The sequence below is a fragment of the Streptococcus anginosus subsp. whileyi MAS624 genome, assembly GCF_000478925.1.
Classification (GTDB): Bacteria; Bacillota; Bacilli; order Lactobacillales; family Streptococcaceae; genus Streptococcus; species Streptococcus whileyi.
Genome location: NZ_AP013072.1, coordinates 1,450,346 through 1,466,616, shown reverse-complemented (window position 1 = coordinate 1,466,616; position 16,271 = coordinate 1,450,346). Strand labels below are relative to the sequence as shown.

General features: G+C 39.6%; 13 protein-coding genes and 1 pseudogene. 9 read left to right on the top strand and 5 right to left on the bottom strand.

From position 1 onward, the window contains the following. Nucleotides 1-292 precede the first annotated feature (292 nt). The 9 genes and pseudogenes from yycF (at nucleotide 293) to ftsY (ending at nucleotide 11,240) form a co-directional block, all read left to right on the top strand. Nucleotides 293-994, top strand: a complete 702-nt coding sequence (gene yycF / locus ANG_RS07460; RefSeq protein WP_020999538.1) for a response regulator YycF — start codon at nucleotides 293-295, stop codon at nucleotides 992-994. Further along, nucleotides 987-2,339, top strand: coding sequence for a cell wall metabolism sensor histidine kinase VicK (gene vicK, locus ANG_RS07455; protein WP_025271871.1), 1,353 nt, complete (start codon nucleotides 987-989; stop codon nucleotides 2,337-2,339). The genes yycF and vicK overlap by 8 nt, the downstream gene beginning before the upstream one ends. A gap of 1 nt (nucleotide 2,340) precedes the next feature. Beyond that, entirely contained in the window at nucleotides 2,341-3,144 is an 804-nt protein-coding gene (locus tag ANG_RS07450; RefSeq protein WP_003034882.1) for an MBL fold metallo-hydrolase, read from the top strand. A gap of 8 nt (nucleotides 3,145-3,152) precedes the next feature. Further along, nucleotides 3,153-3,512 (top strand): annotated as a pseudogene (locus ANG_RS07445) (YbaN family protein). Nucleotides 3,513-3,894: 382 nt separating this feature from the next. Next, nucleotides 3,895-4,593 carry a ribonuclease III gene (rnc, locus tag ANG_RS07440; RefSeq protein ID WP_003035086.1) on the top strand — a complete coding sequence of 233 codons (699 nt, stop codon included), beginning with the start codon at nucleotides 3,895-3,897 and terminating at the stop codon, nucleotides 4,591-4,593. Next, the gene (gene smc / locus ANG_RS07435) at nucleotides 4,584-8,117 is read left to right on the top strand and encodes a chromosome segregation protein SMC (protein WP_003034919.1); all 3,534 of its coding nucleotides are present in this window, start codon (nucleotides 4,584-4,586) and stop codon (nucleotides 8,115-8,117) included. Before rnc ends, smc begins: the two co-directional genes overlap by 10 nt. Nucleotide 8,118: 1 nt before the next feature. Continuing rightward, entirely contained in the window at nucleotides 8,119-8,913 is a 795-nt protein-coding gene (locus tag ANG_RS07430; RefSeq protein ID WP_003035015.1) for a Cof-type HAD-IIB family hydrolase, read from the top strand. Then, nucleotides 8,913-9,725 carry a Cof-type HAD-IIB family hydrolase gene (locus ANG_RS07425; protein ID WP_003035079.1) on the top strand — a complete coding sequence of 271 codons (813 nt, stop codon included), beginning with the start codon at nucleotides 8,913-8,915 and terminating at the stop codon, nucleotides 9,723-9,725. Before ANG_RS07430 ends, ANG_RS07425 begins: the two co-directional genes overlap by 1 nt. Nucleotides 9,726-9,737: 12 nt before the next feature. After that, nucleotides 9,738-11,240, top strand: a complete 1,503-nt coding sequence (gene ftsY, locus ANG_RS07420) for a signal recognition particle-docking protein FtsY (RefSeq protein WP_003035042.1) — start codon at nucleotides 9,738-9,740, stop codon at nucleotides 11,238-11,240. A gap of 52 nt (nucleotides 11,241-11,292) precedes the next feature. Here ftsY and zwf read toward each other — a convergent pair whose 3' ends face one another. From zwf to ANG_RS11115, 5 genes are all read right to left on the bottom strand, one after another. Next, nucleotides 11,293-12,780, bottom strand: coding sequence for a glucose-6-phosphate dehydrogenase (zwf, locus tag ANG_RS07415; RefSeq protein WP_003035033.1), 1,488 nt, complete (start codon nucleotides 12,778-12,780; stop codon nucleotides 11,293-11,295). Nucleotides 12,781-12,827: 47 nt separating this feature from the next. Further along, a complete protein-coding gene (locus ANG_RS07410) occupies nucleotides 12,828-14,192 on the bottom strand; it encodes an MFS transporter (protein WP_003034989.1) in 1,365 nt (454 codons plus the stop codon). Nucleotides 14,193-14,306: 114 nt separating this feature from the next. After that, nucleotides 14,307-15,122, bottom strand: a complete 816-nt coding sequence (locus ANG_RS07405) for a TIGR03943 family putative permease subunit (protein ID WP_025271870.1) — start codon at nucleotides 15,120-15,122, stop codon at nucleotides 14,307-14,309. Beyond that, a complete protein-coding gene (locus ANG_RS07400; RefSeq protein WP_003035039.1) occupies nucleotides 15,119-16,024 on the bottom strand; it encodes a permease in 906 nt (301 codons plus the stop codon). Before ANG_RS07400 ends, ANG_RS07405 begins: the two co-directional genes overlap by 4 nt. Continuing rightward, nucleotides 16,021-16,161: an SPJ_0845 family protein gene (locus ANG_RS11115; RefSeq protein WP_003035023.1), complete on the bottom strand. Its 141-nt coding sequence runs from the start codon at nucleotides 16,159-16,161 to the stop codon at nucleotides 16,021-16,023. The genes ANG_RS07400 and ANG_RS11115 overlap by 4 nt, the downstream gene beginning before the upstream one ends. Between the last annotated feature and the right edge of the window lie 110 nt (nucleotides 16,162-16,271).

The following is a 16,271-nucleotide window of genomic DNA, read 5'->3' as shown; positions in this document are numbered from 1 at the left end:
ATCACTAAGCAGTTGGACATTTGCTCCTTTAGGAAGTTACTACAGTAGCAGTGAAAAGTTAAGATCATTGCAGCGTGTCTTGGAATCTTTTCATAAAAATTTAATGAATGGTCTAAGACTTTTGTCTTGACCTTTTTTGATATTCAAAAGAACGCCTTCTCGAAGAGAATGTGTTATATTTTTAACATATTTGTTCTAAAATTGTAAAGTAAAGAAATACTGTTTTATGGGTTGAATTGGTAAATTTTAAGGAAATTTTGGTATAATGAAAAGATAGAAAAAGGTGAATAAAATGAAAAAAATATTAGTTGTAGATGATGAGAAACCAATCTCAGATATTATAAAATTTAACATGGTAAAAGAAGGTTATGAAGTAGTGACAGCCTTCAATGGTCGTGAAGCATTAGAGATGTTTGAAGCAGAACGTCCAGATATTTTGATTTTGGACTTGATGTTGCCTGAACTGGACGGCTTAGAGGTGGCGCGAACGATTCGGAAAACGAGCAATGTTCCCATCATCGTTCTTTCTGCCAAAGACAGTGAATTTGATAAAGTCATTGGTCTCGAAATCGGAGCAGATGATTATATGCCAAAGCCGTTTTCTAATCGTGAGTTACAGGCGCGTGTCAAAGCTATTTTGCGTCGCACAGATTTGACAATTGAAAATCAAGAAGCAGAAGCTGCTCCGACAGAAATTGTGATTGGAGATTTGCAGATTTTGACCGATGCTTTTGTCGTGAAAAAGCATGGTGAAGAATTGGATTTAACACACCGTGAGTTTGAATTGCTGCACCATTTGGCAACGCATATCGGACAAGTGATGACGCGTGAACATCTGCTAGAAACGGTGTGGGGTTATGATTATTTTGGAGATGTGCGGACTGTTGATGTGACAATTCGTCGTTTGAGAGAAAAGATAGAGGATATTCCTAGCCGACCAGAGTACATTTTAACGCGGCGCGGCGTTGGATATTACATGAGAAACAATGATTGATAATATTAGACAATTTATTGTATCAAAAGACTTTGTATTTGTTTTACTTATTTTAGGGTTCATCTTGGTGATTACCTTGCTTTCCTTGGAAAACAGGCGTGACAACGTTCGTATTCGCCAATTGAATCAAAAAGTAAAAGATTTAATTGCAGGCAATTACTCAGAAATTTTAGATGTACAAGGTGGTCCAGAAATTACGGATATTACCAATAGTATCAATGATTTATCTGAGGTAATCCGTCTAACGTATGAAAATTTAGAGCAAGAAACTAAGCGCCTGTCGAGTATTTTATCCTATATGACGGACGGTGTTCTTGCGACCAATCGTCGTGGGCAGATTATCATGATTAATTATATGGCGACCAAGCAGTTGGGGGTCAAAGAGTCTGAAGCACGAAAGATGAATATCTTAAAACTGTTGGATATCGAAGACGAATATGACTTACGAGACTTGATTACGAAAGTTCCAGAGTTGACCATTGATTCGCAGGATGAAAATGGAGAGTTTTTAAGTTTACGTGTCCGATTTGCCTTGATTCGGCGAGAATCAGGCTTTATTTCAGGGCTGGTTGCAGTGCTACACGATACAACGGAGCAGGAAAAAGAAGAGCGTGAGCGGAGACTGTTTGTTTCGAATGTCAGTCACGAATTACGTACTCCCTTGACCAGTGTCAAGTCTTATCTGGAAGCACTAGATGAAGGTGCCTTATCAGAACCAGTCGCACCAGATTTCATCGAGGTTTCATTAGACGAGACCAATCGGATGATGCGCATGGTTTCGGACTTGCTGAGTTTGTCACGTATTGACAATGCAACCAGTCATTTGGATATTGAATTGACGAATTTTACAGCTTTTATCACCTTTATTTTGAACCGTTTTGATAAAATCAGAAGCCAGAATGATGATAAAAAGTACGAAATTATCCGAGATTATCCGATTAACTCTATTTGGGTCGAAATTGATACAGATAAGATGACACAGGTGATTGATAATATTATCAACAATGCCATTAAATATTCTCCTGACGGTGGTAAGATCACAGTGAGTATGAAAACAACCGAGACCCAAATGATTTTGTCTATATCAGATGAGGGCCTAGGGATTCCTAAAAAAGATTTGCCGAAAATTTTTGATAGATTTTATCGTGTAGACAAAGCAAGAAGTCGCGCCCAAGGTGGATCCGGACTGGGCTTAGCCATTGCCAAAGAGATTATCAAGCAACATAACGGATTTATCTGGGCAAAGAGCGAGTACGGCAAAGGCTCGACGTTTACAATCGTTCTGCCATATGACAAAGAAGCTGTCAAAGATGATGATTGGGAAGAAGATGAATTAGAAGGATAGTATGAGCGAGAAAGGATTTAAGTATAGTATTTTAGCATCGGGTTCTACCGGTAACTGTTTTTATTTAGAAACTCCAAAGAAGAGGTTGTTGATTGATGCGGGCTTGTCTGGGAAGAAAATTACCAGCTTATTGAGTGAGATTGGCCGCAAGCCAGAGGATTTGGATGCTATTTTGGTGACGCACGAGCATAAGGATCATATCCACGGTGTGGGCGTTTTGGCACGGAAATATCATTTAGACATTTATGCCAATCAAGAAACATGGAATGCTATGGAAGTAGCGCTTGGGAAGATTGATGTCAGTCAGAAGCATATTTTTGAAATGGGAAAAACCAAGACATTTGGCGATATTGACATTGAAAGTTTTGGGGTCAGTCATGATGCGGTTGCGCCGCAATTTTACCGATTGATGAAGGATGATAAGAGTTTTGTTCTACTGACGGATACTGGCTATGTTAGCGATCGTATGGCAGGGATTATTGAAAATGCGGACGGGTATTTGATTGAGTCTAACCATGATATTGAAATCCTTCGTAGCGGAGCTTATCCTTGGAGTCTGAAGCAACGGATTTTATCTGACCAAGGACATTTGTCGAATGATGACGGGGCAGAAACCATGATTCGTACGTTGGGTTATCGCACTAAGAAAATCTATCTAGGTCATCTTAGCAAAGAAAACAATACCAAAGAATTGGCTCATATCACAATGGTCAATCAATTGGCACAGGCTGATTTGGCGGTTGAGCATGATTTTCATATTTGTGATACATCGCCAGATACGGCGACACCTTTAACAAATATTTAGGAGAAAGAATGCGAATTTTTTACTTAATGATTGGTTTTATTTCAGTAGGATTAGCCCTTTTGGGAGTTGCTTTACCGCTATTACCGACACCCGCCTTTTTGCTGTTGGCGATTGCATGCTTTTCACGCTCTTCCAAACGATTTGAAAAATGGCTATACCATACTAAGTTGTATCAAATCTATGTGGCGGACTTTCGCGAAACAGGTGCTATTGCTCGGGAGTGTAAAAGACAAATTTTTATTTCCATTTATATTCTAATGGGAATTTCTAGCTTCTTTGCATCTCTTATCTAGGTGAAGTTTGCTTTGGCTGCCTTAACCCTTTTTATGACGTATTATTTATTCAAAGTCATTCCAGATAAAGAATGAAAATTCATTTCATCTCTGATGAACTTTTCCTATCAAATTCTTGGTATCGTTGGAGTATCAAGGATTTTTTTGATATAATAATAGAGAATTTGTTTTCATTTTATACTCTGTGAAGATCTCTTCAAACTTCGTCGGATTTCACAGTTCGGGTGACTGTGAGAGGTGGCAAAGAAGGAAAGCGAAACTTTTGCCAACCTTGCTGTACTCTTTGTTGCTGACTTCGTTGATTACACTTGCAACTTCAAAAGTTCAAGTAGAGTTTTTGCTTCACACGCAGCTTGCTTTCTAGTTCCAATTGTCTGGGAGACAATTGGAGGTGATTGTTAAATTTTGGATGTTCATTGAGTCTTAAAAGAAAAAGTTCTTCTTGAAAGGAGAAAAAATGAGAGATTTACATAAAGTTTTAAGTCAGCAATTTGAAATTGTCTTCCAAGATGAAAAATTGCTGGAGACAGCTTTTACACACACTAGCTATGCCAATGAGCACCGCCTCTTAAACATTTCACACAATGAGCGCTTGGAATTTTTAGGAGACGCTGTTCTGCAATTATTGATTTCAGAATATCTGTATAAAAAATATCCGAAAAAACCAGAAGGGGACTTGTCAAAACTTCGCTCAACCATTGTACGTGAAGAGAGTTTGGCTGGTTTTAGTCGAGATTGCCAGTTTGATCAATTTATTAAATTAGGTCGTGGCGAAGAAAAGTCAGGTGGGCGTAATCGGGATACCATTCTTGGGGATTTATTTGAAGCCTTTTTAGGAGCTTTGTTGCTAGATAAGGGAGTGGAAGCGGTCAAAAACTTCCTGTATCAAGTCATGATTCCAAAGGTAGAAGTTGGAGACTTTGAGCAGGTGGTTGATTACAAGACCAAGCTACAAGAACTGCTCCAAGTCAATGGTGATGTCGAGATTGTCTATCAAGTCATCTCTGAGTCCGGTCCAGCTCATGCCAAAGAATTTGCTGTAGCGGTATCTGTTGATGGCAGAACGGTTGGACAAGGTCAAGGACGCTCGAAAAAATTAGCAGAGCAGGAAGCTGCTAAAAATGCATTTGAAAAGGAAAGTCATTCATGTATTTAAAAGAAATTGAAATTCAAGGTTTCAAATCTTTTGCAGATAAGACCAAGGTAATATTTGATCAGGGAGTGACAGCAGTCGTTGGACCAAATGGCTCAGGAAAGAGTAACATTACTGAAAGCCTGCGTTGGGCACTGGGAGAGTCCAGTGTTAAAAGTCTTCGTGGCGGGAAAATGCCAGATGTCATTTTTGCGGGGACTGAAACTCGCAAACCACTGAATTATGCTTCTGTTGTTGTCGTTTTGGACAATAAAGACCGTTTTATCCAGCAAGCTGCAGATGAGATTCGTGTGGAGCGTCATATTTATCGCAGTGGGGATAGCGAGTATAAAATAGACGGTAAAAAGGTACGTTTACGAGATATTCATGATTTGTTTATGGATACAGGGCTCGGACGAGATAGTTTTTCCATTATTTCCCAAGGAAAGGTGGAAGAAATTTTCAATAGCAAGCCAGAGGAGCGCCGTGCCATTTTTGAAGAAGCGGCTGGCGTACTGAAATACAAGACGCGGCGCAAGGAGACTGAAAGCAAGCTCAGCCAAACACAAGATAATCTAGATCGGCTGGAAGACATTATTTATGAGCTCGATAGTCAAGTGAAGCCTCTTGAAAAGCAAGCTACGACAGCTAAGCAGTTTTTGAAATTGGATGAGGAACGCCGTGCTCTTTATTTGGATGTATTGATTGCTCAAATAAAGGAAAATAAGACACAGCTGAATGATACTGAAGAACGGCTTGTGGGGATTCAGCAATCTTTGTCTGCTTATTACAGCAAACGTGACCAGCTAGAGCAAGAAAATGCTCTTCTGAAAGAAAAACGCCATGATTTGCAAAAACAAATGGCAGATGACCAAGCGAGTTTGCTTGAACTAACACGCCTCATCAGTGACTTAGAACGCCAAATCGAAGTTTCCAAATTAGAATCTAGTCAAGCTGCCAACAGTCGGAAGGAAAATGAGGAACGCCTGAAAGGATTGACAGAAAAATTAGAGGCGGTTCAAACAGAATGGCAGGGAAAAGACGAGCAGTTGACTGATTTTGCTGTAAAATTGGAACAAAATCAACAAGCGATTCATAAATTAGAAGCTGAAATTGAGGCATTTTCGGATGATCCTGACCAGATGATTGAAAAATTACGTGCTGAATTTGTCCAATTGATGCAGGAAGAAGCGGACTTATCCAATGATTTAACTGCTTTAGAAAGTCGCTTAGCCAACGAATTGCAATTATCTGAAAGCAAACAAGCAGAATTTGCTAAGTTAAAAGAAAATTTAAAGAATCTTCAAATCAACGAGCAAAGTCAACTGGAAGATTTAGCAACAGCTCGGCAGTTGGTTCAGCAGTTACTGGCAGATTATCAGGCACAGCTAAAGCAAGTGCAAACTGTAAAAACGAATTATCAGCAAAACCAAACGGCAATGTTTGATTTAATGGATGATGTAAAAAATAAAAAGGCGCGTGTTGGTAGTTTAGAAGCTATTCTGAAAAATCACAGTCATTTCTATGCTGGGGTGAAAAGCGTTCTTCAAGAAGCAGAGCGCCTGGGCGGTATTATCGGTGCTGTTAGTGAAAAATTGAGCTTTGATTCGCATTACCAGACAGCACTTGAAATTGCACTTGGAGCAAGTAGCCAGCATATTATCGTAGAGGACGAACAAGCTGCGACACGAGCAATTGAATTTCTGAAACGCAATCGAACAGGACGGGCAACTTTTCTGCCACTGACAACGATTAAAGCGCGGCATTTACCAGATCATCATCAAGCAAGCATTGAAAAAAGCACAGGTTTTCTTGGTTTGGCTTCGTCTTTGGTGCACTATGATAAGAGTTTAGAGCATATTTTCCAAAATTTGCTAGGTACAACAGCCATTTTTGATACGGTAGAAAATGCGCGAGCAGCTGCTCGCAAAGTTCGGTATCAAGTACGAATTGTCACGCTGGATGGAACAGAATTGCGGACAGGCGGTTCTTATGCAGGTGGCGCTAATCGAAGTAACAATACGATTTTCATCAAGCCGGAGCTAGACGCTTTACAAATGGAACTTTCTGAGAAGAATGCGACTTTAGCAGAGCAAGAAAAACAAGTGGAAGATTTGCACACGCATCTAAGCCAAGCCAACAGTCTGTTAGAAGAAATAAAAGTAAGTGGTGAGGAAGCACGATTAGCAGAGCAAAAGGCTCAAATGGCTTATGAGCAAACGCACAAACAGGTTGAAGACTTATCTGAGCTCTTAGTGCTGCAAGAAAGAGAGTTATCTCGTGAAGTTCTTCCTGATATGGCGGAGCAAAAAGAAAAGTTAGTCAATCGCCTTGCAGAAATTGAGCAAGAGAAAACCGAAACAGAAGCCGAGATTGAGCAGATTAAGTCGGATAAAGATGCTGTTCAAGCACGTTTAGACAAGCTAACAGCCCGCTTATCTGAGCTTCGTTTGGCTCGTACCGAGCTGACGGGGCATCAGCGTTACGTTCAGACGGATCTCACACGTTTGTCCAATGAAAAATCTGAATTGGACAAAGAGATTTCAACTTTGCAATTTTTAATGGAGCAAAAGGAAGAGACCGCTTCAAAAGTGGATATTGCTGTTTTAGAAGAGCAATTAACACAGGCAGAGCAGGAAAAGACAGCTTTGAACCAAGCCAATATTCGGTGTCAGTTTGAGTTGGACGATTTGGAAGGTCAAACCGAAGACATTACGAGTCATTTGGAACAAGTGCGCCACCAAAATGAAGATTTAATTCGCAAACAAGCCAAAACAGAAGCTGAAAAAGATAAGGTTGCAGACGTCCTTCGTCGTCTTCTGACGAACTTGACAGATGATTATCAAATGTCTGTTGATGAAGCTAGTAAACAGGCTCGTCCACTAGAAAATCTTGCGGTTTCTGAAACTAAGGTCAAGGACTTAGAAAAAACTATCCGAGCTTTAGGACCAGTCAATCTTGATGCGGTAGAGCAATTTGAAGAAGTCAGTCAACGCCTGCATTTCCTCAATACTCAAAGAGATGACGTACTTTCTGCGAAAAATTTGCTTTTAGAAACCATTGAAGAAATGAATGACGAAGTAAAAGAGCGCTTCAAATCAACCTTTGAAGCGATTCGTGAGAGCTTCAAAGTGACTTTTAGACAGATGTTTGGTGGCGGTTCAGCGGACTTGATTTTGACCGAGGGCGACCTGTTGACTGCGGGGGTAGAAATTTCGGTTCAACCGCCCGGCAAAAAAATCCAATCACTCAATCTGATGAGCGGAGGAGAAAAGGCGCTATCAGCCTTAGCATTACTCTTCTCCATTATTCGTGTCAAGACGATACCATTTGTCATTTTGGACGAGGTGGAAGCTGCACTTGACGAAGCTAATGTCAAACGTTTCGGAGACTATCTCAATCGCTTTGACAAGGACAGCCAGTTTATCGTGGTAACACACCGTAAAGGAACGATGTCCGCAGCAGACTCTATCTATGGGGTAACCATGCAAGAGTCCGGTGTATCAAAGATTGTCTCCGTAAAATTAAAAGATTTAGAAAGTATGTAAAATGAATATAAAATTAGTTGCGACAGATATGGACGGCACCTTTTTAGATGACAAAGGGCAGTTTGATATGGTTCGACTGAAGCAGTTGTTGCTCCGTTTTAAAGAAAAGGGCATCTATTTTGCAGTCGCCAGTGGACGCGGTTTGCTGTCATTAGAAAAGCTATTTGAGGATGTGCGAGATGAGATAATTTTTATTGCTGAAAATGGCAGTCTGGTAGAATTTCACGGAGAAGATCTCTATGAAGCAACTATGTCCAAAGATTTTTATCTGTCAGCTTTTGAGAAATTGAAGACATCTCCTTTCATCAATACCAGTGAATTGCTTCTAACAGGTAAAAAAGGCTGTTATGTCTTGGAAACGGTTGATCCAGCTTATTTAGCTTTTAGTGCGCACTATAATGAAAACATCCAAAAAGTAGCTCGCTTGGAGGATATTACAGATGAAATTTTCAAATTTACAACCAATTTTTCTGAAGAAACAGTAGCTGCTGGTGAGGCCTGGGTCAATGAACACGTTCCTGGTGTCAAAGCCATGACGACAGGTTATAAGTCAATTGATATTGTCCTAGACTATGTGGACAAGGGCGTTGCCATTGTCGAATTGGCAAAAAAATTAAATCTTGAGATGGATCAGGTCATGACATTTGGTGACAATTTGAATGATCTACACATGATGCAAGTAGCAGGTTATCCCATTGCCCCTGAAAATGCTCGTCCAGAGATTTTGGAAGTAGCCAAAGAGGTCATTGGGCATCATGCGGCGCATTCAGTTATGACGTATATGGAGGGCTTATAATGGCAGATATAAAATTGATTGCCCTAGATTTAGATGGGACTTTACTAACTTCTGAGAAAAAAATTTCTGCTCGAAATTTAGCAACTCTTAAGCTGGCTCAAGAACAAGGAATCAAGGTTGTTTTAACGACTGGTCGACCTCTTAAAGCAATGGAACTTTTCTTAAACGAATTGGGTGTTGCTAATCAAGAGGATGAATACACCATTACTTTTAATGGTGGTTTGGTGCAACGCAACACAGGTGAAATTCTTGATAAAACAGTTTTTGCTTATGATGATGTGACCCGTATTTTTGAGGAAACAGAAAAGTTGGGCTTGCCGTTAGATGCGATTTGTGAAGGGACTGTTTACCAAATCCAGTCAGATCATGAGTCGCTTTATCAAACTTGTAACCCTGCTTTAACATTTGAGTCTGTTTCATTTGCAGATTTATCTAGCCAACAAACTTATAATAAATGTGTGACAGCTTATGCACCAGATCTACTTGATCGTGGTATTGCTCAATTTTCGTCTGACTTATTTGACAAATATGAAATTTTTAAGTCACGCGATATGCTGTTAGAATGGTCTCCAAAGAATGTTCATAAGGCAAATGGCTTAGAAAAATTGATTAGTCATTTAGGAATTGAACAAAGTGAAGTCATGACTTGCGGAGATGAAGCAAACGACCTATCTATGATAAAATGGGCAGGGCTTGGTGTAGCTATGCAAAATGCAGTAGCAGCAGTCAAAGAAGTTGCCAATGTGGTGACGCCGATGACGAATGATGAAGATGCTGTTGCTTGGGCTATAGAAAAACATGTACTGAAATAAAGGAGGAATCTGATGGGGTTATTTAATCGCCTTTTTGGTCGCCAAAAAGAAGAAAAACCAGTTGAAAATATTCTTGAAGAAGCTGTAGAAATAGTACCAGAGGATAATCAAGGAAAGAATCTAGAAATAGCAGAAAAGGATTCTGTAGAGAATGCGCAATCTGAGAATCTAGATGAACAAAAGCTCCAGACAGAACTAAAAGAACGGCTTGCTGAGGATAAAACGCGTCTTGAAACCATTCAAGAAAAAGTAGAAGAAATAGACTCGGATATGGCCGAGACAGAAGCAAGGATAGAGTCAGATGAAAGAGATTCACAAGTTCCAGAAAGTCATGCCTTGCAAAGTGAAATGGCAGATTCACAACCCGTAAACAAAGAAAAATCTTTTTCTCAGACTCCGACCCAACAAGCAGGTGCTGCTGCAGATTTACAGGCTCGTTTAGTGGAAGCTAGACGACTACAAGCAGAACAAGAAAAAATGAGGCAACTGGACGAAGCGAATGCAGCAAGTGCAGAAACAATCTCGGAAAACTTTTCTAGCCTAACATCAACTAATGAAGCAGTTGATGCAAATTCATCTATTCAGGAAGAAACGGTTCAGGAAAAGTATGACCGCAGTCTCAAAAAGACGCGGACAGGATTTGGAGCCCGCCTTAATGCTTTTTTTGCAGCTTTCCGTTCTGTAGATGAGGAATTTTTTGAAGAGTTAGAAGAACTCTTGATTACGAGTGATGTTGGGGTGCAAGTTGCCTCCAATCTGACTGAGGAATTACGCCAAGAAGCTCGCCTTGAAAATGCTAAAAAACCAGATGCCCTTCGTCGGGTCATCATCGAAAAGTTAGTAGACATCTATGAAAAAGACGGTCAATTTAACGAAAAAATTAATTTACAAGACGGTCTGACAGTTATGCTTTTTGTAGGTGTGAATGGAGTTGGAAAGACCACTTCCATCGGGAAATTGGCTTATAAATATAAACAAGCTGGCAAAAAAGTTATGTTAGTTGCAGCAGACACTTTCCGTGCAGGAGCTGTTGCTCAACTGGTGGAATGGGGACGTCGAGTAGATGTTCCTGTTGTGACAGGTCCAGAAAAGAGTGATCCAGCTAGTGTTGTTTATGATGGCATGGAGCGCGCAAAGGATGAAAATGTAGATATTCTCATGATTGATACAGCTGGACGTTTGCAAAACAAAGATAATCTCATGGCAGAGTTGGAAAAAATTGGACGAATTATTAAACGAGTAGATCCTGTTGCGCCGCATGAAACTTTCTTAGCTCTGGACGCTTCGACGGGACAAAATGCCCTTGTTCAGGCGAAGGAATTTTCAAAGATTACGCCAGTAACGGGGATTGTTTTGACAAAAATTGATGGAACTGCGCGTGGTGGTGTCGTTCTTGCAATCCGCCAAGAACTCGATATTCCAGTTAAACTGATTGGATTCGGAGAAAAAATTGACGATATTGGAGTATTTAACTCTGAAAACTTTATGAAAGGGCTCTTGGAAGGATTGGTATAAGAAAAAAGACTTGCAATTCATTCATTTTGCAAGTCTTTTGCATATATTTACTTTAACCCAATCGTCCTTCTTTGCGATAGGTTTCGTCTGGTTGCCAATTCCAATGAGCTTCAAATTGGTTAAGGAGATCAAAGCTAGCTTTGGGTCCCATAGTACCTGATTTGTACTGATGAAGAGGGACTTCGTTGTTTGCCCACAGGGATTCAATGCGATCAATCAATTCCCAGCTAGAACGTACTTCGTCCCAATGGCTGAAATTGGTTGAGTCATTGTTTAGCACATCGTAGATGAGCTTCTCATAAGGTTCTGGTGATGCGCCAGAAGCGGTTGCATCTGTACGATAATCAAGTGTCAGCGGAGCTAAGTTAAATTGCTCGCCTACTTCTTTGCCATTCATGCTAAGTGAAAATCCTTCAGTCGGCTGAATGTAAATCGTCAGTACATTTGGTTGAAGCGAGGAGCCGAAAATAGATTCTATTTGTTTGAAAACAATGTTGACATGGGTTCCTTTGGCAGTGAGACGTTTTCCAGTACGAAAGAAGAATGGCACACCACGGAAACGATCGCTGTCCACAAAGAACGCACCAGAAACAAAGGTTTCAGTGGTAGATTCTGGCTCAACATTTGGTTCACTGCGATAGGAAATATATTTTTTTCCGTCCACTTTTCCAGAAGTGTACTGACCACGAATGAAAAGTTTTTTCAGGTCATTATCGGTAGATTTGTGCAAGTGCTTGAAAACCTTAATTTTTTCAGCCCGAATGTCATCTTTAGTAAATGCTTTGGGCTTATCCATAGCAAGTAAAGATAGGAGTTGAAGCGTATGATTTTGCACCATATCACGCAAGGCACCTGAATGATCGTAATAGCCACCGCGCTCTTCCACACCTAACTTTTCCGCAAAGGTAATCTGTACATTGTCAATATAATCACGATTCCAGACATTTTCAAAAAGAAGATTAGCAAAGCGAATGGCAAAAATACTTTGAATCATTTCCTTGCCGAGATAATGGTCAATACGGAAAATCTGCTCTTCGTCAAATGTTGCTAACAAATCATCGTTTAGTTTGCTAGCAGAGGCAAGATCTGTGCCGAAAGGTTTTTCTACAATTAAGCGTTCAAATCCTTTCCCGTCTACAATTTGCTCGGATTTGAGATGTTTGGCAATCGTCCCAAAAAACTGAGGAGCCATAGATAGGAAGAAAAGTTTATTGTGTTCTGCTTGATAGTGCTCATTGAGATGATTTTGTAGTTTTCTTAATTCAATATAATGATCGGTATCTTGGACATCGTGACTTTGGTAATAGAAATGGCTAGCAAAGTCTTGCGCTTGCTCAGGGCTGTCTGCGAGGTCTGTAATAGACTCGACCACGACAGATTCAAAATATTCCTTGCTCCAAGGCCTGCGAGCTGTACCGATAACGGCAAAATGCTTAGACAGATTGCCAGATTTATACAATCTAAAAAGAGAAGGATAGAGTTTTCTTTTTGCTAAATCTCCACTGGCACCAAAAATTGTAATAATCACTTTTGAAGACATTTTGAACACCCATTTTCTAATATTTTATTTATTTTACCATAAATTGATTAAAATTTCTGATTTTTGATAACTCGAAATAAAGAGTAAAAGAGATAAAAAATAAGGATAACAAGGAAGAAAAGAAGTAGAAAGACAAGATGCACACCTGTTGTAGTATTAGGAGCTTGATTGACTATGATAGCAGCAATCGCCGTTCCTAAAGCTCCAGCAAATGTTTGAGCCATTTGAAAGAGAGCAGTGGCATCTGGCGACTTCTCACGACCAATTTGTGAAACAGACAAAGCCATCGTATTATTGAACGCCATATTGCGCCCAATTGTAAAGAAAATATAAAAGAGAATAATCAGTGGTAATGTTAGGGACTTCGTAAAGAATGCAAAAACGGAAACAGCTAAGAAAAAGAGGAGATTCCCACCATATAGGGAAAGTTTTGGTCCTTTGTTATCATACAATTTCCCTAAAAAAGGTGCCGAGAAAGCTCCTAACATTGTTCCGGGCAGCAGTGCAAAACCAGCAGCAGAGGTAGCTTCGTGTTTTACTAAAACTAAGAAATTAGGAATCAGAAAATTGGCTGATAAATTTGAAAATTGGTAAAGGAAGAACGGAATGATTCCAAGTAAAATAGCTGGATTTTTCAAAATACGAATATCTAAAAAAGGACGTTCCACTGTTAAACTTCTCCAAATGAAAAGTAGAAGTGATAATAAAAAGATGATGACAAAAGTCCAATTAAAGCTACCTTCTTCTAAGCTAGAAATGGTCATAATAGAAAAAGTAAGCGAGAGGGCAAGGAGTAAGAAAGAAATCCATTCAAAAGGGCGTTTCTTTCTATTGGGAGTATTTTCTAAAAAGAAAAATCCTAAAATGAAAGAGATGATCGGAATCGGCATGATGAATGTGTAAATCATATGCCAATCAAACAAACTAATCATAAAGCCGCCATAAGTGGGACCAATCGCAGGAGCTAGGCTTATAACGAGTCCAGACAGTCCCATGTAAAACCCGATTTGATTGCGCGGAATACGTTCTACGATAAGATTAAACATAAGTGGCGTGGCAATTCCAGTTGCAGAACCTTGCAAAATGCGGCCTAGCATGAGTAGGGCGAAATTTGGCGCAAGCATCGCTACACCGTTTCCTACTGTAAAAATAGCTAGGCTGGTAAAGAGAATTCTACGTTCAGACCAGTTGTGCGCTAGTGTGGCTCCTAGTGTAATTGTAATGGAGACAGCGAGCAGGTAACCTGTTGTAATCCATTGCAATGTGCCAAGGTCTGTATGAAAAACTTTCATAAGGTGCGGAAAGGTGACATTCATACTGGTTTCAGACAGAATTCCAGCAAAAGCAATGAGTGCTGTGGCAAAAATGGATAGCAAGGTTTTTCTTGAAACAGGTTGGTTGTGTTCTGACATAGTATCTCCTAAAATTATAAATCTCTCTTATTTTATCATAATTGCTCACAAAAGAGCATAATAGGAGACCTAGAGAAATAGTTCTCAGGTCTTCTTTTGTTTATTCAATGTGGGTTAAAAGACACGATAGACATAAGGATTGCTAGGTTTTTCAACTTTCTTGAAACTATCTACTTCAAGCATTGGTAAACTTTGGCCTAGCTGTTTGTGGTAGCGAATCGTAATTTTCCCACTCGCTCTTATCCAGGTGTTATTTTCGAAATGCTCAGTATTTCCAGTTGTCAGAAGTCCATAAACCCCCGAATCGGCGATACAATGAATAATGCCAAAGCGGAACAAAAATTGACTTTTAGCATCGCTTGGATCATTATAGACGAAACCGGTAAATTCTAGTCGTTTTCCAGCAAATTCATCTGGATAATCATAAAGAACTTCCATGACCTCCATATAATTTTCATTCGTAACAGAGATGGTATCTTTTTTCAGATATTTTTTGGCGGCTGCTCGCATTTCTTTCTCATAAGCACTTTTAGTGAAATAAGTGCTGGTATCAGGTTTTAGATACTGATTGGTAGTGCCTTCATCAGCTTGAATGCTCTTTGAACTACCATCAGCTAGAGGAAAATGGTAGCCCTTAGCAGAAACGGTTGTAGAGTCCAAATTGACCGTTGGAAAGAAGAGAGCAACGATAAGTGGTACAACAAGAAAAGCAATGCTAGCAAATTTTGCTGAGCGGCTCGTCAAATGGCTGTGTACTTTCATTTTTTTCATCCAGACAATGAGCTGGACAATGGCTAGCACGAAAGAAAGAACCATTGAAATATATGCCAAATAAGAAAAATGCATATTGATGTATTGATTGAGCTTGCCAGAAAGTTGCAAATACATGGTAATTTCAAAATAACCAGTTAAAATTAGAAAACGAATCATAGCACTACCCCCACAAGCCAAGAATAAATAACGACAACTAAACTAACAATTCCAATAAATTGCCAGATGAATCGTCCTTTGAGGTAATTTTTCATCATGAGGATATTTTTCACATCTAGCATTGGTCCAATGACGAGAAAAGCCAGGACTGGCGCTAAGCCAAAACTAGAAATGAGCGAACTACCAATAAAGGCATCTGCTTCACTGCAAAGTGAGAGAAGAAATGCAAGCAGCATCAATAGTAAGATAGCCATAAGCGGTGTTGCACTAATGGAAGTCAGGATGCGTGTAGGCACATAGACTTGGACAATACTGGCAAAGAGACAACCAAAGACTAAGTAACGACCTGTATCAAAAAATTCGTCAATAGACTGCACAAACACTTGAAATACTTTCTTTGGCTGACTTAAATGGGAGAAGTCGTGTTCATGCTGAATAATTCGATTCTCTTTTTGAATAGTTGCTGTGTTGAGAAAGCCAAAGAAAATTCCTAGAACAATTGCTACAACAATAGAGCCAAGAGCTCTGAGCAAAGCCATTTTAAAGGAATTCCCAAAGGCAGAATAGGTCGCAAAAAGAACGATAGGATTGATAACAGGTGCTGTCACCATAAAAGGAACAGCTGTGTAACTCGGTACTTTCTTTTCCAAAAAACGATTGATAATGGGTACAATCCCACATTCACAGGAAGGGAAAATAAAGCCAATAAACGTACCAAAGAAAATCCTACCCCATTTATTTTTAGGCAGATAGCGATAAACTTTGTCTGGTGTGATATAAACCTCTATAAAACCTGAAATAATGCTCCCAATCAGCACAAAAGGTAGTGCTTCAATAATAATGGAGAGGAAAATCGCACCAGCTTGCAAAACGCTAGGTGGCAGTTGATTAAAAAAGCTCATGACTTTTTAGCCTTTTGCTCTTTTGGGGTCTTTTTTTCTTTTTCATCAGGAAATTCTACTTTTTCAATTTTAGGTAATGTTGCAAATTCTTCAAACATTTTGTCCAAATCATCTGAACGTGTAAATTTAATAGCCATAACAGCCTCCTTTTCTTTTTTAACTATTATACTATCATTTTGAAAATTATGGTGAAATAAAGTCAGCAGAATAAAGATTAGCTTGTGAAAGAAGGAGATGAATGTGGTAT

Bases quoted from the DNA above. Each gene is read 5' to 3' on its own strand.
- yycF (WP_020999538.1), top strand. From the start codon at position 293: ATGAAAAAAATATTAGTTGTAGATGATGAGAAACCAATCTCAGATATT.
- vicK (WP_025271871.1), top strand. From the start codon at position 987: ATGATTGATAATATTAGACAATTTATTGTATCAAAAGACTTTGTATTT.
- ANG_RS07450 (WP_003034882.1), top strand. From the start codon at position 2,341: ATGAGCGAGAAAGGATTTAAGTATAGTATTTTAGCATCGGGTTCTACC.
- rnc (WP_003035086.1), top strand. From the start codon at position 3,895: ATGAGAGATTTACATAAAGTTTTAAGTCAGCAATTTGAAATTGTCTTC.
- smc (WP_003034919.1), top strand. From the start codon at position 4,584: ATGTATTTAAAAGAAATTGAAATTCAAGGTTTCAAATCTTTTGCAGAT.
- ANG_RS07430 (WP_003035015.1), top strand. From the start codon at position 8,119: ATGAATATAAAATTAGTTGCGACAGATATGGACGGCACCTTTTTAGAT.
- ANG_RS07425 (WP_003035079.1), top strand. From the start codon at position 8,913: ATGGCAGATATAAAATTGATTGCCCTAGATTTAGATGGGACTTTACTA.
- ftsY (WP_003035042.1), top strand. From the start codon at position 9,738: ATGGGGTTATTTAATCGCCTTTTTGGTCGCCAAAAAGAAGAAAAACCA.
- zwf (WP_003035033.1), bottom strand. From the start codon at position 12,780: ATGTCTTCAAAAGTGATTATTACAATTTTTGGTGCCAGTGGAGATTTA.
- ANG_RS07410 (WP_003034989.1), bottom strand. From the start codon at position 14,192: ATGTCAGAACACAACCAACCTGTTTCAAGAAAAACCTTGCTATCCATT.
- ANG_RS07405 (WP_025271870.1), bottom strand. From the start codon at position 15,122: ATGATTCGTTTTCTAATTTTAACTGGTTATTTTGAAATTACCATGTAT.
- ANG_RS07400 (WP_003035039.1), bottom strand. From the start codon at position 16,024: ATGAGCTTTTTTAATCAACTGCCACCTAGCGTTTTGCAAGCTGGTGCG.
- ANG_RS11115 (WP_003035023.1), bottom strand. From the start codon at position 16,161: ATGGCTATTAAATTTACACGTTCAGATGATTTGGACAAAATGTTTGAA.